This is a genomic window from Pseudochrobactrum lubricantis, assembly GCF_041929865.1.
In the GTDB taxonomy this organism is placed as follows: Bacteria; Pseudomonadota; Alphaproteobacteria; order Rhizobiales; family Rhizobiaceae; genus Pseudochrobactrum; species Pseudochrobactrum saccharolyticum.
In genome coordinates, this window is sequence record NZ_JBHEEE010000002.1 from 164,060 (window position 1) to 185,432 (window position 21,373).

At 51.7% G+C, this 21,373-nt stretch carries 16 protein-coding genes; 7 read left to right on the forward strand and 9 right to left on the reverse strand.

The features are described from left to right. Positions 1-74 precede the first annotated feature (74 nt). Both JNC80_RS05260 and JNC80_RS05265 read right to left on the reverse strand, forming a co-directional pair. Positions 75-1,250, reverse strand: coding sequence for an alpha/beta hydrolase (locus tag JNC80_RS05260; protein ID WP_376709710.1), 1,176 nt, complete (start codon positions 1,248-1,250; stop codon positions 75-77). Positions 1,251-1,443: 193 nt separating this feature from the next. Next, the gene (locus JNC80_RS05265) at positions 1,444-2,370 is read right to left on the reverse strand and encodes a DMT family transporter (protein ID WP_022711703.1); all 927 of its coding nucleotides are present in this window, start codon (positions 2,368-2,370) and stop codon (positions 1,444-1,446) included. Between the two features lie 808 nt (positions 2,371-3,178). On the opposite strand from JNC80_RS05265, the gene greA reads away from it, so the two are divergent. Further along, positions 3,179-3,652, forward strand: coding sequence for a transcription elongation factor GreA (greA, locus tag JNC80_RS05270; protein WP_022711704.1), 474 nt, complete (start codon positions 3,179-3,181; stop codon positions 3,650-3,652). A 3-nt stretch (positions 3,653-3,655) separates the two neighbouring features. Next, positions 3,656-4,735, forward strand: a complete 1,080-nt coding sequence (locus tag JNC80_RS05275; protein WP_376709711.1) for a glycosyltransferase family 4 protein — start codon at positions 3,656-3,658, stop codon at positions 4,733-4,735. 49 nt (positions 4,736-4,784) lie between these two features. Here JNC80_RS05275 and JNC80_RS05280 read toward each other — a convergent pair whose 3' ends face one another. Further along, entirely contained in the window at positions 4,785-5,255 is a 471-nt protein-coding gene (locus tag JNC80_RS05280; protein WP_022711706.1) for an Lrp/AsnC family transcriptional regulator, read from the reverse strand. Between the two features lie 253 nt (positions 5,256-5,508). Further along, a complete protein-coding gene (locus JNC80_RS05285; RefSeq protein ID WP_028233828.1) occupies positions 5,509-6,909 on the reverse strand; it encodes a TrkH family potassium uptake protein in 1,401 nt (466 codons plus the stop codon). A gap of 377 nt (positions 6,910-7,286) precedes the next feature. Between JNC80_RS05285 and trxB the strand changes: the two genes are divergently transcribed. Continuing rightward, positions 7,287-8,246: a thioredoxin-disulfide reductase gene (trxB, locus tag JNC80_RS05290; protein WP_022711708.1), complete on the forward strand. Its 960-nt coding sequence runs from the start codon at positions 7,287-7,289 to the stop codon at positions 8,244-8,246. Positions 8,247-8,586: 340 nt separating this feature from the next. After that, positions 8,587-9,492 (forward strand): LysR family transcriptional regulator, encoded by a 906-nt coding sequence (locus JNC80_RS05295; protein WP_022711710.1) that lies wholly within the window; start codon positions 8,587-8,589, stop codon positions 9,490-9,492. A 417-nt stretch (positions 9,493-9,909) separates the two neighbouring features. On the opposite strand, the gene JNC80_RS05300 is transcribed toward JNC80_RS05295, so the two are convergent. Both JNC80_RS05300 and JNC80_RS05305 read right to left on the reverse strand, forming a co-directional pair. Beyond that, positions 9,910-11,112, reverse strand: a complete 1,203-nt coding sequence (locus JNC80_RS05300) for a pyridoxal phosphate-dependent aminotransferase (protein WP_116087809.1) — start codon at positions 11,110-11,112, stop codon at positions 9,910-9,912. A gap of 475 nt (positions 11,113-11,587) precedes the next feature. Beyond that, positions 11,588-11,797 (reverse strand): cold-shock protein, encoded by a 210-nt coding sequence (locus JNC80_RS05305; RefSeq protein WP_022711712.1) that lies wholly within the window; start codon positions 11,795-11,797, stop codon positions 11,588-11,590. 70 nt (positions 11,798-11,867) lie between these two features. Between JNC80_RS05305 and JNC80_RS05310 the strand changes: the two genes are divergently transcribed. Continuing rightward, positions 11,868-12,167 (forward strand): hypothetical protein, encoded by a 300-nt coding sequence (locus JNC80_RS05310; protein ID WP_376709712.1) that lies wholly within the window; start codon positions 11,868-11,870, stop codon positions 12,165-12,167. 15 nt (positions 12,168-12,182) lie between these two features. Here JNC80_RS05310 and carB read toward each other — a convergent pair whose 3' ends face one another. Continuing rightward, positions 12,183-15,674: a carbamoyl-phosphate synthase large subunit gene (carB, locus tag JNC80_RS05315; RefSeq protein WP_376709713.1), complete on the reverse strand. Its 3,492-nt coding sequence runs from the start codon at positions 15,672-15,674 to the stop codon at positions 12,183-12,185. A 322-nt stretch (positions 15,675-15,996) separates the two neighbouring features. Here carB and ypfJ point away from each other — a divergent pair, with 322 nt between their 5' ends. Further along, a complete protein-coding gene (ypfJ, locus tag JNC80_RS05320) occupies positions 15,997-16,908 on the forward strand; it encodes a KPN_02809 family neutral zinc metallopeptidase (RefSeq protein ID WP_116087806.1) in 912 nt (303 codons plus the stop codon). Between the two features lie 322 nt (positions 16,909-17,230). On the opposite strand, the gene carA is transcribed toward ypfJ, so the two are convergent. Next, on the reverse strand, positions 17,231-18,451 hold the full coding sequence (carA, locus tag JNC80_RS05325) for a glutamine-hydrolyzing carbamoyl-phosphate synthase small subunit (RefSeq protein WP_376709714.1): 1,221 nt from the start codon (positions 18,449-18,451) through the stop codon (positions 17,231-17,233). A gap of 616 nt (positions 18,452-19,067) precedes the next feature. Here carA and JNC80_RS05330 point away from each other — a divergent pair. Continuing rightward, positions 19,068-19,523 carry a GatB/YqeY domain-containing protein gene (locus JNC80_RS05330; protein WP_022710976.1) on the forward strand — a complete coding sequence of 152 codons (456 nt, stop codon included), beginning with the start codon at positions 19,068-19,070 and terminating at the stop codon, positions 19,521-19,523. Between the two features lie 55 nt (positions 19,524-19,578). Here the strand turns inward: JNC80_RS05330 and JNC80_RS05335 are convergent, their stop codons facing one another. Continuing rightward, positions 19,579-21,255 (reverse strand): Na/Pi cotransporter family protein, encoded by a 1,677-nt coding sequence (locus JNC80_RS05335; RefSeq protein ID WP_075656065.1) that lies wholly within the window; start codon positions 21,253-21,255, stop codon positions 19,579-19,581. Positions 21,256-21,373 lie beyond the last annotated feature (118 nt).

Genomic DNA, 21,373 nt, shown 5'->3' on the forward strand with positions numbered 1-21,373 from the left:
TGGTTACTGCAGAAAACAGATTTTACACCACCCCCGAAGTCAAAACAGGTCGGGGATGGTGTGAGAGCTTGACACTATTGCTGAAAGCCTGTGGCAGCCGCAGTTAAAATACGTCCCGGCAGATAGATAACCATAGAAGCGGCACCGGTAATCACATTTGTACCATCGGCCAATATGGCCTGACCGGATGTCTGACCTTCGCCTTTCAAAGTATTGAAGGACAGGCTGCCGTCACTAACCAGTGCCATCAGCGTTGGCGAAGAGGCAAAGACACTGTGATCTCCGCCGTCAACCGTGCTGGCATCCAGCACGGCAATGCCATATTTCTGCAGTGTTTCAATGCTGGAGCCGTCGCCGACGCGGGAATGTCCGCCGGTAATGCGGCCTGAAATATTCAGCGCGCTGTCATTGCGCGAAACCAGAACGGCCATAGGAGGCAGAGGCTTCACATCTTTGACCTGCTTTTCAAACACATCCAGATCAATATCAGGGGCGGCCAGCAGAACATTGGTCAGACGGTTCAGTGCAGTCCGTTCTTCATTGAGTGCCAATGTGCGCAGGGCTTCCATGGTGACGAAACTGCCCATGGAGTGTCCAACCAGCAAAATCCGTTTGGCTTTGGTCTTTGATGCCAGTTTCAGCAATTCTGCCAGACCGTCGCGCGCAAAATTGGCGCTGTCGCGGTCATAAACATAAAGGCCGAGCGAGGCCGCAGACGGCCATGCATAATGCACGGTCACGGATTTCAACCCGTAATCATGGGTAAACTGGGCAGCGCGGAACGTGCTGTCCGCAAAATTATTGTTATAGCCATGCACAAAGATCAGCAGTTCCTGATCTTTTGCCGAGTGCTGATCCAGAGCCTGATTCAGCTGATTGACGAAAATCTGGCTGTTATCAAAAGGCTGGAAGCTGACTGCCGCGAAATGCTTGGCCGGATCCGGCTTATAGCCGGTCTTTTCCACAACGCCTTTCACATGGGATTTCGGGATGCCGATATCAACGCGTGAAAAATTCAGCTTGTCTGAACGTTTCGCATTGTAAGGCATTGAAAAATCATCACTGCGCTGACGGCTTGTGGCTACATAAACAGGGACGACGGAAGCTGGCTGAGCCGGTTTGATGATGGCAGCATTGGCCACAGCTACAGAAGCCGGATTGGAATTGGGGCCGTGCCAGAGTACCGCGCGGGAGCCTGTGCAGCCGCTGATAATGATGGAAACGAATGCCAGAAACAAAATACGAGTCATTCGCTGCTCTATCCTTGCCAAGCCTGTTACTGTTCAACCAAGCGGAACATCTTCCGTGTACGTAACCGGATGTTCAGTGTTTTTAAAAGCAGTAATTAACCAGTCTGGCAATCTGTAAAACTAAACCGCACAGATAAATCCGGCGGTTTAACGCGCTGTCGTGTCTTTTAAACCATAGCTGTGATGGCTTGGCTTACAGGTTTTCTGCCGGAACCTCTGAAAGACTTGTCTTGCCGGTTGCCGGTTTTTTGAAGCGCAGACGGGGTACAATTTCGACCATCAGCATAGACAGGAAAATCAGCGCACAACCGGCAAGGCCGATAAATGGCAGACGTTCGCCAAGCAGAATTGCACCGAACAGGGCTGCGAATAAAGCTTCGGAAGACAGGAAAATAGCTGCCTGCGGTGCGCTGGTGTAACGGGTGCCGATGGCTTGCAATGTAAATGCCACGCCGGATGAGAACATGCCGGTAAACAGAATTTCCGGCGCTGCGGCCTGAATGGTCTGCCATTCGATCTGTTCAAAAATCGCAGCGCAAACAATGCCGGCAAATGCAACGACCGCGAACTGAACGCAGGCCATAGTGACTGGTCTGCCGATACGCAATGCATAGCGGGCAATGAACAGCCCTTGCAAAGCCCAGAAAAATGCACCGGCAATCATCAGCCAGTCGCCTTGACTGAAACCGTCAAGCGAACCGCCGGACAGCATGAATATGCCTGTAAGGCTGAGTACTGCGCAGATCCAAACGACCGGATGCGGCCATTGGGAAAATAAAATCACGCCTAAAATCGGCACCAGCACAACATAAAGACCGGTGAGAAAGCCTGCATTGGTGACGGAAGTGGTGAGCAGGCCGGTTTGCTGCAGAACCATACCGGAAAACAACATGCTGCCGAGAATCATGAAGGCTTTATGATCGGAAAAGGAAAGCGGTTTGGATGCGCGTCCGGCTTCCATAAAGGCAAAAGGCGCAACTGTTGCTGTGGCCACGATAAAGCGCAGACCGATAAAGGTCAGCGGGCCGATATTTTCCATGGCGGTTGACTGGGCAACAAAGCCAAGACCCCAGATCAGGCCGGCAAAAAGAAGCAATAAATTAGCGCGTGACTGGGTCATGATATGCCTGCGGAATGCAATAAACGTGGATCGTTACAGTTCAGATCATGTTTGTCTTGCGGAAGACGGAACTGTCCGGCAGGCCGGAACTGCTTTTCTCTGTATGATACGCGACAGAGCTGAGGGCAAACCGGATCTGAGCAGGCTGAGACTATGTGCTGAACCGCGGTCACTATGCTGTATTATTGCAGGAAAGCAAGCCGGATTTCAGCATAATATATGATGTTACAACGTATATCCGAAATGATTCTCACGCTGTCAGCTGTAGTTTTTTTGAAATTTTCGGACTTATAATACTTTATACTGAAGTCTTATATATTGTTTCAGCGTTTTCATGCTGTTGTGTTCATGTAAAAGCTGTCACAGTTTTTTAGTAAAAAAGATCTGTTTTTTTAAAAAAATGTTTCAGAAAAGCTTGGCGCGGGGCGGGCAGGCCCCAAGTTTTTCACAAGTTTTTTGCCGATGCTTTTTGCTCTTTCTTTTTGTTTGCAAAGCTGGCACGATAACTGAAACAGATGATGAATGATGAACGGTTCCGAAGCACCGCTTCGGCGACCGTTTTATTTTTGAGTCTCGGGGGTGTTCTCCGGCTGCTGCAGCATAATTCCTTAAGCCTGAAACAGCTTAAGGTAAAATTACGCTGTAAATATAAATGTTAGAGCAACCTTTGTGCGGCCAGCAGGGCGCATGGTGCTCTGCTAGCCGGAAGATAGTCTCATTTTTTGTTTCTGCATTTTCGTGGTTTTATGACTGCGGAGTGCTTTAGCGCGATTGAAGACCGCGCATCAGGCATGAGAAAGGACAGGGCATGGAAAAGTTCCCTATGACACAGGCTGGCTTCGATCAGCTGAAAGAGGAACTGCGCTGGCGTCAGCAGGAAGAGCGTCCGCGCATTATCGAGGCGATTTCGGAAGCGCGCGCGCACGGCGATCTTTCTGAAAATGCCGAATATCATGCAGCCAAAGAAGCACAGAGCCTCAATGAAGGCCGTATCGGTGAAGTTGAAGACTTTATCGCCCGTGCTGAAGTGATCGATATTTCAAAGCTGACAGGCACGACCATCAAATTCGGCGCGACTGTTACGCTCATTGATGAAGACACCGAAGAAGAGCGCATTTATCAGATCGTCGGCGATCAGGAAGCGGATGTTAAAAAAGGCCGCATTTCTATCTCGTCACCGATTGCGCGTGCCTTGATCGGTAAAAGCGCAGGCGATACTGTGGAATTCAATGCACCGGGCGGCGCCCGTTCCTATGAAATCCTTGGTATGAGATTTATTTAACCAGTGCGCGTATCCCTTTCTGACACTGATATTCTGGCTCCGAATTTTAAAAAGCGTCTCTCCGGCGTCACCTCGACGATTGTCCAGCTGGTGCCGGTGCAACGCAAAATGGGGATCAGGATTGCAGCTGTCGGGCGGGGATTGCCGGATGATCTTCCGCATGTGAATTTGCGTGATCTTGCCGGATTGTGGCGCAAACCTGCGTCCGGCAAAAAATTCCGCATCTGGCATGCCCGCCGCAATGTTGAAATGCTGGCCGGTATTGTGATGCGCGATGTGCTGCGGATGAAGCTGAAGGTGATTTTTACCTCGGCTTCACAGCGCCATCATAAGAAATTTACCAAATGGCTGATCCGTCGTATGGACGGTGTTCTGGCAACCAGTGGCCGCACGGCGAGCTATCTGGACGTGCCGAATACTGTCAGCATGCATGGTATTGATCTGGAACAGTTCCGCCCGCCGCAAAGCGCGCAGGATCGTTTCGCGGCAACCGGTCTGCCCGGAAAATATGCCATTGGCTGTTTTGGCCGTGTGCGGCATCAGAAAGGCACCGATCTTTTTGTCGATGCGATGATTGAGCTGCTGCCGCGCTATCCTGACTGGACGGCCGTGGTGGCAGGGCGTGCTACAGCCGAGCATGTTGGCTTTGAAAAAGAACTGCAGGAAAAGGTCAGAAAAGCGGGTTTGGCTGACCGGATTATTTTTCTGGGTGAGGTGCCGTTTGTCAGTGCCGATCCTGCGGGCGACAGTATCAGTGCATGGTATCGCCGTCTGGATGTTTATGTGGCGCCCTCGCGCACCGAAGGTTTTGGCCTGACACCTCTTGAAGCCATGGCTTCACAAACCGCAGTCGTGACCAGCGATGCCGGTGCCTATCCGGAAATCGTGATTGAGGGTGAAACCGGTTATGTCGTGCCGTCCGGTGCGACTATGGCACCTGCGATTGAAAATTATCTGCGCGACCCCGCACTTGCCGCACAACATGCGGAAAAAGGCTTGCAGCGGGTGCGCGAGTTTTTCCCGCTGGAACGCGAAGCGAAGACGATTGGTGATTTCTACCAACGGATTTTCGAGCAGACATAAATAAAGCCGGTTTTCACCGGCTTTTTTAATATTCAGAGATATGTCGCTTTTAAATTGCGATCAGAACTTCGTCTTTGACCGGCTTGATGGTCAGTGCTGTGCGCACGGAATCCACATTCGGCGTCGCGGTCAGTTCTTCAATCACAAAAGTCTGGAACGCGTTGAGATTTGGTGCAACGCAATGCAGCAGAAAATCGGATTCACCGGACACCATCCATGCGCGGCGCACCAGCGACCAGGATTTGGTTTTCTCGGCAAAGGCTTTCAATTCGCCATCGGACTGGTGTTTCAGACCGACTGAGCAGAAAGCCACCAGATCCTGACCGACAGCTTCACCTTTAATGATCGCCTGATAGCCCTGAATGATGCCGCTTTCTTCAAGCTTGCGCACACGGCGCAGGCATGGTGGTGCCGAGATGCCGACGCGTTCCGCCAGCTCGACATTTGTCATCCGCCCGTCATTTTGCAGTTCCCGCAGAATTTTCCAGTCAATATCATCAAGATCAACCTTAATCGGCATAGGAACTCCGTAAGAGGGTGGCAATAAAAGGGCTGTGAACTGCCGGAGGCAGAATGGAAGTCTCAGAAGTGCATAAAGCAATTATATAACAACAATGCAAGGCTCAGTGCCTGTGACGGGCTTTCCAAGAATTGCTTTAGAGTCATTGCATTATATCATGAATGAAACAATGAGAATGGTTAATTGAAATTATCAACCATTCTGCATCATTTTCTTTTCCGGAACCGGATCAGTTTTTCGTGATTGTCACTGTTCAGCGTACCCAAAAGGCACGGGTGAACAGAATGACCACAGTAATCAGCTCCAGACGTCCGGCGAGCATGAGATAGCTTAGCACCCAGAGAGCATTGTCATTGATGGTGGAGAAGTTACCTGCAGGGCCGATGGTTTCGCCAAGGCCGGGGCCGACATTGGAGAGGGCGGTAAGCGCGCCGGTAAAGGCGGAGACAAAATCCAGCCCGAAGATGGACAATGCCATCGTGCCCAGCACCAGCGAGGCAAAATACAGAAACAGATAGAGCAGGGCGCTCTGGGCAATATCCGGTGTGATTTCTGATGTGCCGTAGCGGGCTTTGACGACGGCGTGAGGCATGACCAGACGGGTGAGGCTGGCTTGTGTGGTGCGCCACAAAATGATGATGCGGTTGATTTTCATACCGCCGGAGGTGGAGCCGGCGCAGCCGCCGATAAAGGAGGCAAGAAAGAATACACCGACCGCCGCAGGGCCCCAAAGTGTGTAATCTTCCATTGCAAAACCGGTGGTGGTGATAACGGAAATGAAATGAAAGCCTGCGGTCAGCAAAGCAGTGCCGAAAGGCATATCGGAGCTGATGCGCAGCATTACTGCCAGCCCGAATGTGAAAATAAGGATCAATGACAGGAAAAGCTTGACCTGCGGATCAAGCAGATTGGGCATTTGCTGCGGAATGACAGCTTTGATGAAAAGAATGAACGGCAGGGAGCCGAGCGTCATAAAGACCATAGCCACAATCAGAATGGCTTTATTACCGTCAAAAAAGCCGAAAGAACTGTCATGGGTCGAATAACCGGCCGTGGAGATCGTGGTCAGCCCGTGATTGATGGCATCAAACATGCCCATTCCGGCGGCAAAATATGCAACAATACATAGGATAGTCAGGCCGCAATAAGCGACAATGATGCCGATCGCCAGCTGATTGACGCGTGGTAGAATTTTCTCGGACTTGTCCGAGGATTCCATATGGAAAAGCTGGACGCCGCCGATGCGCAGAGACGGCAGCAGCAACAGCGCCAAACCGATAAACCCGATACCGCCGATCCAGCACAGCAATGAGCGCCAGATCAGAATGCCGCGCGGCATCTGGTCGAGACCGGTCAATGCTGTAGAGCCGGTGGCGGTAATGCCGGATGTGGATTCAAACAGGGCTGTCGCAAAGCTGATCGGCAAATGGGAGAAGTAAAACGGAATCGAGCCGAGCAGAGCAGCCGTTACCCAGAGCGAGACTGTGAGCAGAAAGCCGAGACGCGGCGAAAAGCGGATATGACTGTTTTGCGTGGAGAGGAAGACCAGTGACGATACAACGGCGGTAAACAGGGATGAGCGGATGAAAATCAGCCAGTCCGGTGTACCGTCGCGCAGGTCAAACATTGCAGGAAACAGCATGGCGACGGCCATCATCATGCCTAAACGCGCGCAAATATTACTAACGAAGCGAAATATGATCCTGCCCTCTCGGCTGTAATAACTCTTCCCGTCAGCAGGACTGCCTGTTTATGCGTAAAGCAGCACGGGTTTGGTAACTCTATAGGAAAACTATAGGAATCTAGCAAAATTTTTATGCATTTCCTATGGGGGGCAGACACAAAAGCCGATTTGTGACTTCTCAGAAACACAAGCGCGGTTTTCTGACCGATGGATAAACTTGCCTGTGATTAAGCCCCGCTTCAGCTTGTAATCGGAGACTGCGAAACCTAGTTTCACACTATCTGGGTGCAATACGGATTTTATTCTGTAATGCGCGGCAATGAAGTTACGCGGAAAGAGAAAAGTCTATGACACAGCGCCATGTTCCTGTCCTCATTATCGGTTCAGGACCTGCCGGTTATACGGCAGCTATTTATGCGGCTCGTGCCATGCTGAAACCGGTTATCATCACCGGTCTGGAGCAGGGCGGTCAGCTGATGATTACCACCGATGTTGAAAATTATCCGGGCTATGCGGAAACCGTGCAGGGGCCGTGGATGATGGAGCAAATGGCCAAACAGGCTGAAAATGTCGGCGCTGAAATTGTCTATGATCTGGTATCGGAAGTTGATCTGTCGAAGCGTCCGTTCACGGCGAAAACCGACAGCGGTGCGGTGTTTACCAGTGATGTTGTGATTATTGCGACCGGGGCTCAGGCCAAATGGCTTGGTCTTGAAAGTGAACAGCATTTCATGGGCGGCGGTGTGTCTGCCTGTGCAACCTGTGACGGCTTCTTCTACCGCGGCAAGGATGTGATTGTTGTCGGCGGCGGTAATACTGCTGTCGAAGAAGCACTGTATCTTTCGCATATCGCTCAATCAGTTACTGTTGTGCATCGCCGTGACAGTTTCCGTGCGGAGAAAATTCTTCAGGAACGTCTGCTGAAGCGCGAAAATGTAAAAATCATCTGGAATCATGCAGTTGAGGAAATCACCGGTAATCCTGCCAATCCGCCTATGGGACCGGTTGTAACCGGCGCAAGGCTCAAAGATACGGTGAGCGGTGCGATTACCGAAGTGAAAACTGATGGTGTGTTTGTCGCAATCGGTCATGCGCCGGCGGTGTCATTGTTCAAAGATCAGCTGAAGATGAAGGATAGCGGTTATTTGTGGACCGCACCGGATTCAACCGCGACAAGCATTGAAGGTGTATTTGCTGCCGGTGACGTGACGGATGATATTTTCCGTCAGGCTGTAACTGCGGCAGGTATGGGCTGTATGGCTGCGCTTGAAGCTGAACGCTGGCTGGCGGCACAACCGGAAGCCTGAGTGGTAAAGCTCGTGGTTTAAACAACCGGCACCTGATAATTCTGCACTGCAGAGCGGTTTTGAATGACCCTGAATCGCAAAATCGCTCTGTTTCTTTGTTTCGGCTACATTTTCTTTGCAAAACCGGTTTTCGTTTTTGTTGAAAATGCTCTGGCTCTTTAAAGTTGCCACAAAATTTAGTTCTTTGTCTTGTGGCAGTTATGAGCTGATTCTGATTTACTGTTGGACATCGGCGAGAAGTTGAAATGGGAAGTGCATAGCGGATGAACCGCATTGTGCCGGAGGATGAAAAGCAATGTCCGTTGCTATAAAGGCGGGCATTGCATGAAAAGGGGATAGTGTGGTGGCACCACTTGACTGGGATAAGCTACGCATTTTTCATGCCGCTGCTGAGGCCGGCTCGTTTACCCACGCGGCGCAGACATTGCATTTGTCGCAATCTGCGATCTCGCGTCAGGTCAGCGCGCTTGAGCAGGATGTCGGTGTGGCGCTGTTCTATCGTCATGCGCGTGGCCTTATTCTGACTGAACAGGGCGAAGTTTTGTATCGCACAGCACATGATGTGCTGATGAAGCTGGAAAATGTCCGCTCCAAACTCAATGAAAACCGTGAAAAGCCTTCCGGTCGCCTGCGTGTGACGACAACGGTCGGGCTTGGTTCCGGCTGGCTGATCGAGCGGATGGAAGAATTTGCCGATCTCTATCCTGATGTGCAGGTGCAGCTCATTCTCGATGATGAAGAGCTTGATCTGACCATGCGTCATGCGGATTGTGCTTTGCGTTTGCGCCAGCCGCAGCAGCCTGATCTGATCCAGCGCCGCATGTTTACCGTGCATATGCATGTTTATGCATCTGAAGGCTATATTGCCAAATATGGCAAGCTCAATGCTATTGAAGAGCTGGATGAGCATCGCATTGTAACCTTTGGTGAATCTGCGCCGTCCTATCTGATGGGGCTGAACTGGCTGGAAACAGCAGGCCGCACTGATGGTGGTGCGCGCATTCCGACCTTGCAGGTCAATAATCTGCTTTCCATTCGCCGCGCGGTTCTCAGCGGTGTCGGGATCGGGGTTCTGCCGGATTACATGGTCGATAAAACATCAGGGCTGGTGCGTCTGCTGCCGGCTTTGGGAGAGATTCCTTCCTTCGATACATTCTTCTGTTATCCGGAAGCGTTGAAAAATGCGGCCAAGCTGCATGTTTTCCGTGATTTCATTTTCTCCAAAGCGAGAAACTGGTCCTTCTGAAACAGACCAATTGACGTTAAAAAGAGCCGGTTTTACCGGCTTTTTTGTTGTTTAACGCCCATCTGTGCAGAAAAACCGGTTTCAAGATGCTGAGCTATCTGAAAATGCATGGCTGCTTTGCAATATCGGGCGTTGTGAAATCAGGCTTAAAGGAGCATATACAACTCATCTTAGTGATGCGTCTCCTCCTCCCATTGCGCATCCTAAGTGTTCCCCTCTGAAGGCTTGTCCATATGACGCCTTCAAAATTCCAAGCCGGGCTTATGTCCGGCTTTTTTTTGTCCAAATTTCAGGGCGACAAAAACCATCCCTTTTTTCATATTCCATGTGACCCTGCTTATGCAGGCAGAGTTTTGTGCGCAATAAAAAAGCCCCGAACGATATGTTCGGGGCTTCAGACACTTTATGCGTTTCGTATTAGCGCAGGGAAGCGCAGAAACGCTGAATGCGGATGCAGGCTTCTTCCAGCAACTCTTCGGAAGTCGCATAGGAAATACGGAAGTTTGGTCCGAGACCAAAGGCTGAACCGTGAACAACGGCTACGCCTTCAGCTTCCAGCAATTCAGATACGAAATCTTCGTCGGTTTCGATAACCTTGCCCGAAGGTGCGGTTTTGCCGATCAGACCTGCACAGGACGGATAGACGTAGAATGCGCCTTCCGGTGTCGGGCAGGTGATGCCGCTGGCCTGATTGAGCATGGAAACAACGAGATCGCGGCGGCCCTGAAAGATTGCCTTGTTCTTTTCGATGAAATCCTGCGGGCCGTTGAGAGCTTCAACCGCTGCCCATTGTGCGATGGAGGAGGCACCGGAGGTCTGCTGCCCCTGAACCATATCCATAGCTTTAATCAGCTGCAGCGGGCCTGCTGCATAACCAATGCGCCAGCCGGTCATGGCATAGGCTTTGGAAACGCCGTTCATGGTCAGTGTGCGGTCATAGAGCTTTGGCTCAACCTGCGCAGGGGTCATGAATTTGAATTCGCCGTAAACGAGATGCTCATACATATCGTCGGTCAGGATCCAGACCTGCGGATGACGCAGCAGCACATCGGTCAGCGCTTTGATTTCGCTTTCAGAATAAGCAGCACCTGTCGGGTTGGAAGGCATGTTGAGGATCAGCCATTTGGTTTTTGGCGTGATCGCAGCTTCCAGATCGGCAGCCTGCAGCTTGAACTGGTTGTCCATTGTGGTTTCAACAGTCACCGGTGTTGCACCGCACAGGGCAACGATTTCCGGATAGCTTACCCAGTAAGGCGCAGGGATGATAACTTCATCACCCGGATTGAGGGTTGCCATCAATGCATTGAACAGGATCTGCTTGCCGCCGGTACCGACAATGGTCTGTTCCCAGGTGTAATCCAGGCCGTTTTCACGCTTGAACTTCGCAGCAATTGCCTTGCGCAGTTCAGGAATACCGGAAACAGGGGTGTATTTGGTTTCGCCGCGGGTGATTGCGTCGATGGCTGCCTGCTTAATATTATCAGGGGTATCAAAATCCGGCTCACCTGCACCAAGGCTGATAACATCTTTGCCCTTAGCTTTCAGCTCACGTGCTTTCTGGCTGACAGCGATTGTGGCAGATGGTTTTACGCGGGACAGTGCGTCGGCGAGGAATGCCATGATCATTACTCCTGAATGGAACTGGCGATCCGGCTGAATAGCCGGAGGATAAAAGAAAACCTAAAACACAGCGCAATCTCCTCAACCGCGTGTGTTTAAGCGTTGCTGCCGGTGCGTGAGCAGCCGCTATAGCGACGTTGTTGAGCCCTTCGCGAGCGCAGATTGATCTGGTCGCATATGATATCCGGAGAGTTTACAGTTTTGAGGCTGTTTATGCCGGTGGGGAGCAACGCTGATATAGAGCCGGACTGTTCAGTCAGAGGCTACAGCTTTATGTCGCAATCACAGGCAAAGTGCAAGGAAAGCTTTTGCATCGCAGCGTAATTGCGGCGTTTTATATTTGGGATGTGCAGAAAAAAGAAAAGGCGGGAAAACCCGCCTTTTATTCGATCCCAGATTGTCAGTCAGTGTGACCTCAACGCCCTGTATCTCAACCCTGAGCCGCATGAAATGCAGCTCTTAACCTTATCGCAAATTACATTGCAACGAGGTTGTCGGCAGATGAACGACCAGAGCGGCGGTCCTGCACGATTTCATAGGTGACTTTCTGGCCTTCATCGAGCTGAGCCAGGCCAGCGCGCTGTACAGCGGAGATATGAACGAACACGTCTGTGCCGCCCTGATCAGGCTGAATAAAACCGAAACCCTTGGTCGTGTTGAACCACTTAACTGTTCCCGTAGCCATGGGAAATTCCTTCAAGTTCATAGTAAATTCAGGTTCGCCTTGCGACGTTCCCGGTGGATCGAAGTTGTTGATGGAAGATCATGAGAAGCAAGGCGTTGCCGTGCGGGCCGCAAAATCACTCGACCGAAAATTCGATGAACTCAACATATGCGACATTTTTGACCAATACAAGGCGGCTTCTCAGGAAATCGCACATGGACGGAGAATAAATCTCCGGGAAACCTTTACAACGCGTGAGAATATTTCTGCAAATTGCCACTCTCCGAAAAGTATCTCTGTAGAGTTCAATGCAGGGGAGCGATGTATCCGGAGCAGGAATTACAGTGCTGAAAACACAAAAGGCAGCCTTATAAGGCTGCCTTTTGCTTGATCGTTTATGTGCTTATCAGGCTTTCTTGAAGTAATCCTGCAATGGACGAACTTCCAGTGATCCGGCCTTGAGCGCGGCAATCGCTTCAGAAACCGCCTCTGCACCAGCCAGTGTGGTGTAATATGGCAGTTTGTGCATCAGGGTCGCACGGCGGATCGACTTGCTGTCGGAAACCGCGCTGACGCTGTCTGTGGTGTTGAAGACAATATGCACCTGACGGTTGCGGATGGCGTCTTCAATATGCGGACGGCCTTCCAGAACCTTGTTGACCTTGGTGGCTTCGATGCCCTGTTCAGCCAGATAGCGCTGTGTGCCACCGGTTGCCAGAACTTTAAAGCCGAGGTCTGCCAGACGCTTAACAGGCGCTACGATGCGTGCTTTGTCTTCATCGCGGACGGAGACAAATACTGTACCGTCGCGTGGCAGATCAACGCCTGCGCCGAGCTGTGATTTTGCAAAGGCCAGTGCATAGTCATAGTCGAGACCCATGACTTCACCGGTCGAACGCATTTCAGGTCCGAGCAGGGTGTCTACACCCGGGAAGCGGGCGAACGGGAACACGGCTTCCTTCACGGCGATGTGGCGCTGTGCTTTCACATCAGGCTTGCCGCCATAGGCAGCCAGTGCCTGTTCGAGGCTTTCACCGGCCATAATGCGTGCTGCAACCTTGGCAATCGGTGTGCCGTTGGTTTTAGCCACGAAAGGCACGGTACGCGATGCACGCGGATTGACCTCAAGCACATAGACCACATTGTCTTTGATCGCATATTGCACGTTCATCAGACCGCCGACATTGAGCGCCTTGGCCATGGCAATGGTCTGGCGTTCAAGTTCAGCAACGATTTCATCGCTCAAAGTGTGAACCGGCAGGGAGCAGGCTGAGTCACCGGAGTGAATACCGGCTTCTTCGATATGTTCCATGATACCGGCAACATAAGCGTCTTTGCCGTCGCAGAGACAGTCCACATCCACTTCGATAGCATCGGTCAGATAGGTATCAAACAGCAGCGGGTTTTTGCCCAGCAGTGTGTTGATCTGGCCGGTTTTATCATTCGGATATTTGGCTTTAATATCTTCGGTCACCAGTTCAGGCACGGTTTCCAGCAGATATTTTTGCAGCATACGCTCATCATGAATGATCTGCATGGCGCGGCCACCCAGAACATAAGACGGGCGAACCACCAGCGGGAAGCCGAGGTCAGCAGCGATTAGGCGAGCCTGTTCAACGGAATAGGCAATGCCGTTTTTCGGCTGGTTGAGGCCGAGCTTGATCAGCAGCTTCTGGAAGCGGTCACGGTCTTCCGCCAGATCGATCGCATCCGGTGAGGTGCCGAGGATTGGAATATTGGCTTTTTCCAGTGCATTGGCGAGTTTCAGCGGGGTCTGACCGCCGAACTGTACGATTACGCCGTGCAGAGTGCCTTTTTCCTGCTCTTTACGCAGAATTTCGATCACATCTTCATCGGTCAGCGGTTCGAAATACAGACGGTCTGACGTGTCATAATCCGTGGAAACCGTTTCCGGATTACAGTTGATCATGATCGCTTCATAACCGGCATCGCTCAGCGCGAAAGCGGCATGGCAGCAGCAATAGTCAAACTCGATGCCCTGACCGATACGGTTAGGACCGCCGCCGAGGATCACAACCTTTTTGCGCTCGGATACATCCGCTTCACAGGCTTCAACACCTGCAAACGGCGTTTCATAGGTTGAATACATATAAGCGGTTGGCGAAGAGAATTCCGCAGCGCAGGTATCAATGCGCTTGAAAATCGGATGCACGCTCAGTTCTGCACGATGTTTGGCAACATCCTTGGCATCTTTGCGGATCAGGCTTGCAAGGCGGCTGTCTGAGAAGCCCATGGCTTTCAGATAGCGCATATTTTCCGCATCCTGCGGCAGACCGTGTTCACGGACACGATCTTCAGTCGCAACGATCTCGGCCATCTGTTCAAGGAACCAAGGATCGATCTTGCAGGCTGCATGAATTTCATCAAGCGGCATGCCGAGGCGCATGGCCTGTGCAACCATACGCAGACGATCCGGTGTCGGTGTGCCGATAGCTGCGCGGATTGCGCCTTTTTCATCGCCGTCTTCAATATTCGGGATTGCGATTTCATCAAGACCGGTCAGGCCTGTTTCCAGACCACGCAGAGCTTTCTGCAGGCTTTCCTGGAAGGTACGGCCGATAGCCATCACTTCACCGACCGATTTCATCGCGGTGGTCAGAACATTGTTGGCGCCCGGGAATTTCTCGAAAGCGAAACGCGGGATTTTAGTGACAACATAGTCAATGCTTGGTTCAAACGAAGCCGGTGTTGCACCGCCGGTAATATCGTTTTCCAGCTCATCCATGGTGTAGCCGACAGCCAGCTTGGCAGCCACTTTAGCAATCGGGAAGCCGGTTGCTTTGGATGCCAGTGCTGACGAGCGGGACACACGTGGGTTCATTTCAATAACGATCAGGCGACCGTTTTCAGGATTAACCGCGAACTGTACGTTTGAGCCGCCGGTTTCAACGCCGATTTCACGCAGCACTGCGATCGAGGCATCGCGCATGATCTGATATTCTTTATCAGTCAGCGTCAGGGCAGGGGCAACAGTGATACTGTCGCCGGTATGAACGCCCATCGGGTCGATATTTTCGATCGAGCAGATGATGATGCAGTTGTCCGCTTTGTCGCGCACAACTTCCATTTCATATTCTTTCCAGCCGAGCACGGATTCTTCAATCAGTACTTCGGTGGTTGGCGATGCATCGAGACCGCCTTCTACGATTTCAAAAAATTCCGAGCGGTTATAGGCAATACCGCCGCCGGTGCCGCCGAGTGTAAAGCTCGGGCGGATAATGGCAGGCAGACCAACATGATCGAGCGCCTGTGCTGCCAGACCCATAGCATGGGTCATGTAGCGCTGCTTGCGGTCGGTTTCGCCGAGCTGCCATTCGGTTTCCAGCTTGTCGAGTGCTTTGTCGAGATCGTCGCCGGAGAGCTTGGCTTTCAGCTTTTCGCGTTTGATCTTATGGGCTTTGCGGTCTTCGTCTTTAACGTCCGTGGCATTGGCCAGCATGGACTTTGGTGTTTCGAGGCCAATTTTAGCCATGGCTTCGCGGAACAATGCGCGGTCTTCGGCTTTATCAATGGCTTTGGCATCAGCGCCGATCATTTCCACATTGTAGCGGTCAAGCACGCCCATGCGCTTCAGCGACAGCGCGGTGTTTAGCGCTGTCTGGCCGCCCATGGTTGGCAGCAGCGCATCAGGGCGCTCTTTGGCGATGATCTTGGCAACCACTTCCGGTGTGATCGGCTCAATATATGTAGCATCCGCCAGATCAGGGTCTGTCATGATCGTGGCCGGATTGGAATTCACCAGAATGATCCGGTACCCTTCTTCTTTCAGGGCTTTACAGGCCTGTGTGCCTGAATAGTCAAATTCACATGCCTGACCGATAACAATTGGTCCCGCTCCGATAATCAGAATCGATTTGATGTCTGTGCGTTTTGGCATGGTCTCATCCTGTGTTTAGCGCTTATTCGGCTCTGCGACAAAAGCCCGAACGGTATGACCGTCGGGTTCAGAGGCTATATGATGCGTCTGGGCTAAGCGTGTCTTATAGGTAATCAATTTGCGGAAAGTAACCCCTTAAATACGTTATTTGGGAGAAAATATGCGTTTATAACAATTCTTATTGAAATTTGACCGGTTGTCAGCCTGTTTTGAAATGTCCTGTGTTTTATCTTTGCTAAATAGACCGCGGGCAGAGTAGCGGGCAGAGCATTTCCGTTTTATTATAGCTGCCAAAGAATTATGTAAAATAAGGAGAGCGCTGATGCGCTGGCAAGGTCGCGAAGAGAGTGACAATGTTGAGGATCGTCGTGGGAATGGCGGAGGTGGTCTGAGAGGCGGTGGCGGACTCGGAGGGCCAGGTTTCCGTGTTGTGCGCGGCGGCGGTCTTTCCGGCATTCTTATTCTGGGTGTGATGGCACTTGTTTTATGGATGGCCGGTATTAATCCGCTGCCTATCCTGTTCGGTGACGGCTCCATCCAGAGCACGCAGACGTCCGGCGGTTCTTCCAATATTGGTGCTTCCACGCCGCGTGCCGATGATGAAGCGGCCAGTTTCAGTCGTGTTGTCCTGAAAGAAACAGAAGAAGTCTGGAGCGGTATTTTCCAGTCTGCCGGTCAGACCTATAAAAAGCCGGTTCTGGTGCTGTTTGACGGTCAGGTAAGATCCGCCTGCGGTTTTGCTTCTGCTGCCTCGGGACCTTTCTACTGTCCGGGCGACCAGAAAGTTTATATCGATCTGAGTTTCTACCGTGAACTGGACAAGCGTTTCGGCGCTTCCGGTGATTTTGCACATGCCTATGTGCTGTCGCATGAAGTTGGTCATCATGTGCAGAACCTGCTCGGTATTCTGCCGAAATTTAACCAGATGCGTCAAAGCATGAGTGAAGCGCAGTCCAATGCCATGTCCGTGCGCGTGGAATTGCAGGCCGATTGCTTTGCCGGTGTCTGGGGTAAATTCACCGAGCAGAAAGGCCTGCTGGAGCAGGGTGATCTCGAAGAAGCTCTGAACGCCGCCCATCAGATCGGTGACGATACTTTGCAGAAGCGTTCGCAGGGCTATGTCGTGCCGGAAAGCTTCAACCACGGTACCTCTGAACAGCGTGCCAAATGGTTCAAGCGCGGCTTCGATACGGGACGGGTTGATGCTTGTGATACTTTCAACAACCCCATTTAATATATTCGGGTGCTGACGGTCTGCAAATAGCGTCTTCCTGTGCTTCCGGTACTCACGTACACACGGCACCGCACGTCCAATAGGACGTGCAAAGGTTGCCGTGATCTTTAAGGCTGCATAATCTTATCTTTCATCAGCCGATGAAAGGATTATGCAGGGTACGCTCCGTTCCGGTTCTCAAAAAACACCATTTTCGCCACGTCATCATCCCGAATATGACCTCGAGCTTGATAGTAAAATAATAAAAAAGGCCGGTGAAAATCACCGGCCTTTTATTTTGTCTATGAGTATTTATCTCAGGCCGCTTCGCGCCCTTTTAAGCTCAGGCCGCTTCGCGTTCCGGCAGAGGTTCCTGACCTTTGCGTGCGCGGATCAGGTTGATAAAGCGGCGGAACAGGTAGAACGAGTCTTCAGGACCCGGAGAAGCTTCCGGATGGTGCTGTACCGAGAAGACCGGCTTGCCGATAATCCGCAATCCGCAATTTGTACCGTCAAACAGCGAGATGTGAGTTTCTTCCACGCCTGAAGGCAGGCTGTCCGCATCCACTGCAAAGCCGTGGTTCATCGATACGATTTCAACTTTACCGGTTGTGTGATCTTTTACCGGATGGTTGCCGCCGTGATGACCCTGATGCATCTTAACTGTCTTGCCGCCTGTTGCCAGTGCCAGCATCTGGTGGCCGAGGCAGATACCAAACAGCGGAATGTCAGTTTCAATCAGTTTTTTAATGGTTGGTACTGCATATTCACCGGTGGCCGCCGGATCGCCAGGGCCGTTGGACAGGAATACGCCGTCCGGATTGTGCGCCAGAATATCTTCAGCGCTTGCTGTCGCCGGAACAACCGTTACCTTGCCGCCGAGATCTGCAAACAGACGTAGAATGTTACGTTTGATACCATAGTCAACCGCAACGACATGGAACTGTTCTTCTGTCTGACTGCCATAGCCTTCATTCCAGACCCATGATTTTTCTGTCCATACGGAAGACTGACCGGAAGTAACATCTTTGGCGAGGTCGAGGTCTACGAGACCAGCCCATGCTGCCGCGCGTTTTTTCAGAGCCGGAATGTCGAAATTGCCGCTCGGATCGTGAGCGATCACGGCATTGGCTGCGCCTTTTTCACGGATCAGGGCGGTCAGTGCGCGTGTATCAACATTGCTGAGGCCGATAATGCCGTGCTGCTTCAGCCACTTGTCGAAATCCTGAGTGGCGCGGTAGTTTGAAGGGGCAGTAATATCAGCCTTGATAATTGTGCCGACTGCGCCGGAGCGGCTGGCCGGATTTAGGCGCTCGCTGTCTTCTTCATTGGTGCCGACATTGCCGATATGCGGGAATGTGAAAGTTACGATCTGGCCTGCATAGGACGGATCGGTCAGAACTTCCTGATAACCGGTGAGGGAGGTGTTGAAGCAGACTTCCGCTTCAATCGCGCCGACTGCGCCGACACCTTTGCCTTCGATCACTGTGCCATCCGCCAAAACAAGAACAGCTGTTGGCTTGGAAGTCGTCCAGGGTGCGGTTTTGGGTGTGGTTTCGGTCATTGAGGCACTCCTGATCAAAATTGCGCGCTGTGCTGTGGGGCATGTCGCGTCCGGAACCGGCTTTGTGGTCGGCCATCTGAACGGCAACTATGTGTTATATGTGCAGATGCAACCCGGTATGATAAACACCAGATGTGCAAAAACGCGCCGGATACAATGAGCTCCGTCGCGAGAATGAAAAAAATCTTCTGCTAAGATTAATAATGTAAAGAAATCTTGCCCTGCGGTCAATTGCTGTGACGGATATTTTCGCGGGAAAAGCGGCGACCAGTACGCGGTCAGTACTTTGGGCTTATCAAGACAGCCAGAAAAAGCCGGTTTCTGCTTGCATAATGCGGAGGCATAATGAGGTTGCGCGAAGAAAATAAGCTGATGGTTTTGCCAAGACTGCAAATTGCGCTATAAGGCCTTTGATTTGCTTATTCCGGCCAGCTTTATTGCATTCAGGAGCGTATCGCCTTTATTCTGTTTTGTGCGCATACTCTGATTTCTGTAAAATTTGCATCATGCGCGTGTTTATAAAAAGACAACTGACCGCGCCTTGCTCTGACCGGATTTTATAAATTTAACAGGCCGGATACGAATATATAATGCTGTCCTGCCAAGGAGATAAGAAATGCTGCGTCAGGAAATTTCGCAAGCTCTGACAACGGCTATGAAAGCCCATGAAAAAATGCGTGCTTCAACGCTGCGCCTGATTATGGCTGCTCTGAAGGATCGCGACATTGCCAATCGCGGCGCAGGCAAAGACCCTGTATCGGATGATGAGATTCTGGCAATTCTTGCCAAGATGATCAAGCAGCGTGAAGAATCCGCCAAAATGTACGAAGAAGGCAATCGTATTGAACTGGCTGAAAATGAACGCGCTGAAATCGAGATCATCAGAGAATTTCTGCCTCAGCAGCTGAGCGATGAAGAAATTCGCGCCAACAGCGCCGCTGCCATTGCCGAAGTCGGTGCGGAAGGCCTGCGCGATATGGGTAAGGTAATGGCGGTTCTTAAAGAACGTTATACCGGCCAGATGGATTTCGCCAAGGCCAGCGGTGTGCTGAAAGAACTGCTCGGTAGCTGATCCTGAATAATTAAGAATAAAGAAAAAGCCCGCGATTAACGCGGGCTTTTTTGTTTCAGCTTTCCGTTACTGTTTTCAGGCGGGTGCCGCCGAGCATGCCTTTTTCTTCCAGTACCGGATAGGCCATTGAAGCCAGCAGAGAGTTGATCTGCTTGAGATCGCGGATCGTATCCAGATGGATCGAACTGGTCTCGACACTGCGCACAGTTCCTTCACGCAGGCGCTGGAAATGCATTTCGCTGGTGCGTTTCTCCATATCGCGCAGATGGTCTTTTTCATGCACGAGCTGGCGCGCCGTATAGCTGTCGCGTGACACCAATACGTTGAAGGCCAGATGCGCATTGGAAACGACCATAGCGTGGAATTCGGTCAGTTCGTCCCAGCCTTCTTCTGTGAACTCCAGCTTACGATCCATCTTCTTCTGCACATGGGCAAGCATATTGCGCACAATAATATCGCCGACCTGTTCCAGTTTAACGCAGGCACCGAGTAGTTCCTGCGTGCGCAGAGCTTCATCTTCGCTCAGGTTTTTGGTCGCCAGTTTCGCCAGATAAAGCTTGATGGCAGCATGACGTGCATCCAGACGATCATCCAGTTTTGCCAGTTCATTAATGCCGACCTGATCCGGCTTTTCATAAAGATCCATAATCCGTCGCAGCATCACGTCAACGGTTTCACAGGTGCGTACAACTTCACGCGTTGCATTGCCGAGGGCAAGCGGCGGGGAGTTGATGACACTCATATCCAGCGCGCTGATTTCCTGTGTGAAAACAGTTTCTGCCGGTGCTTCCGGTTTGGCTTTAAGATTGACCAGTGCTTCTGTAGCGCGCAGCACAAGTCCTGACAGCGGAATGCCTGCAATCAGAATAATCGTATTGAACAGGATATGCGCATTCACAACCTGACTGACAGGATCGGAGCCGAGAAACTCGACCGGCGGCTTAAAGGACAGAAACAGGATCAGGATAACGAGAGAGCCTGCGCCGCGCATCAGCAGATTGCCGAGCGGTACCACGCGGGTTTCCGGCGGGGCATTGCGTGTGAGCAGGGGGGCAATGATAGAAGAGCCAAGATTGACGCCAAGCACCATCACCACCGCCAGATCCGGCTGAATGAGGCCGCGTGAGGCGAAAGACGTGAGCAAGATGATTGCGGCAATTGATGAATGGAACAGCCATGTCATCAGCGCTGCAAGCAGATAGGTGGTAACCGGATCGCTCGCCAGATAATTGACAATCACCGGCAGCAGCTGACTGTCGCGCAATGGCGTTGTCGCTTCACCTGTGAGTTCAAGCGAGAGAATAAGCAGACCGATACCGACCAGAATCTTACCATTCTGCCGCCAGAACAAACGCTCGGAAGACATGGAAATGAATGTGCCTGCCACAAGCGCCAAAGGCACCAGCAAAGTCAGGTCATAGCTCAGGATTTTAACCACAAGGGCAGAGCCGAGCTCGCCGCCGCGCACGGCCATAAGGCCTGCCACACCGCTGACAAAGCCTGCGCCGACAAAAGAGCCGACCAGCAAAGTGACGGCCGTGGAGCTTTGTAGGGATACAGCCAGCAAAACACCGAAGCTGACCGCCAGAAGCGGTTTTTGCATATATTTGCGCAGTCGTCGGCGTAACCGGTCGCCATAGGCGCTTTCAACGCCTGCCCGAACCATACGGGTTGCCCATAAGAGCAACGCGACTGCTCCTGCAAGATGCAGGAGGACGACTGAACCATTCAAATGCGTATTCCTTTTTTATTACCGGATGATTAGCTCATCCTTTGTGGTTCCCCGGATTGTCTCCGGATGCTCCGTTCCTGTTCGCGCATGCACAACATTGCTGCAGTGATTTCGCGGA

Coding starts and splice junctions, on each gene's coding strand:
- ypfJ (WP_116087806.1), top strand. CDS start 15,997: ATGCGCTGGCAAGGTCGCGAAGAGAGTGACAATGTTGAGGATCGTCGT.
- JNC80_RS05285 (WP_028233828.1), bottom strand. CDS start 6,909: ATGGCCGTCGCCATGCTGTTTCCTGCAATGTTTGACCTGCGCGACGGT.
- JNC80_RS05260 (WP_376709710.1), bottom strand. CDS start 1,250: ATGACTCGTATTTTGTTTCTGGCATTCGTTTCCATCATTATCAGCGGC.
- carB (WP_376709713.1), bottom strand. CDS start 15,674: ATGCCAAAACGCACAGACATCAAATCGATTCTGATTATCGGAGCGGGA.
- trxB (WP_022711708.1), top strand. CDS start 7,287: ATGACACAGCGCCATGTTCCTGTCCTCATTATCGGTTCAGGACCTGCC.
- JNC80_RS05300 (WP_116087809.1), bottom strand. CDS start 11,112: ATGGCATTCCTCGCCGACGCACTGTCCCGCGTAAAACCATCTGCCACA.
- JNC80_RS05265 (WP_022711703.1), bottom strand. CDS start 2,370: ATGACCCAGTCACGCGCTAATTTATTGCTTCTTTTTGCCGGCCTGATC.
- JNC80_RS05280 (WP_022711706.1), bottom strand. CDS start 5,255: ATGCCGATTAAGGTTGATCTTGATGATATTGACTGGAAAATTCTGCGG.
- carA (WP_376709714.1), bottom strand. CDS start 18,451: ATGACCGAAACCACACCCAAAACCGCACCCTGGACGACTTCCAAGCCA.
- JNC80_RS05305 (WP_022711712.1), bottom strand. CDS start 11,797: ATGGCTACGGGAACAGTTAAGTGGTTCAACACGACCAAGGGTTTCGGT.
- greA (WP_022711704.1), top strand. CDS start 3,179: ATGGAAAAGTTCCCTATGACACAGGCTGGCTTCGATCAGCTGAAAGAG.
- JNC80_RS05330 (WP_022710976.1), top strand. CDS start 19,068: ATGCTGCGTCAGGAAATTTCGCAAGCTCTGACAACGGCTATGAAAGCC.
- JNC80_RS05310 (WP_376709712.1), top strand. CDS start 11,868: ATGGAAGATCATGAGAAGCAAGGCGTTGCCGTGCGGGCCGCAAAATCA.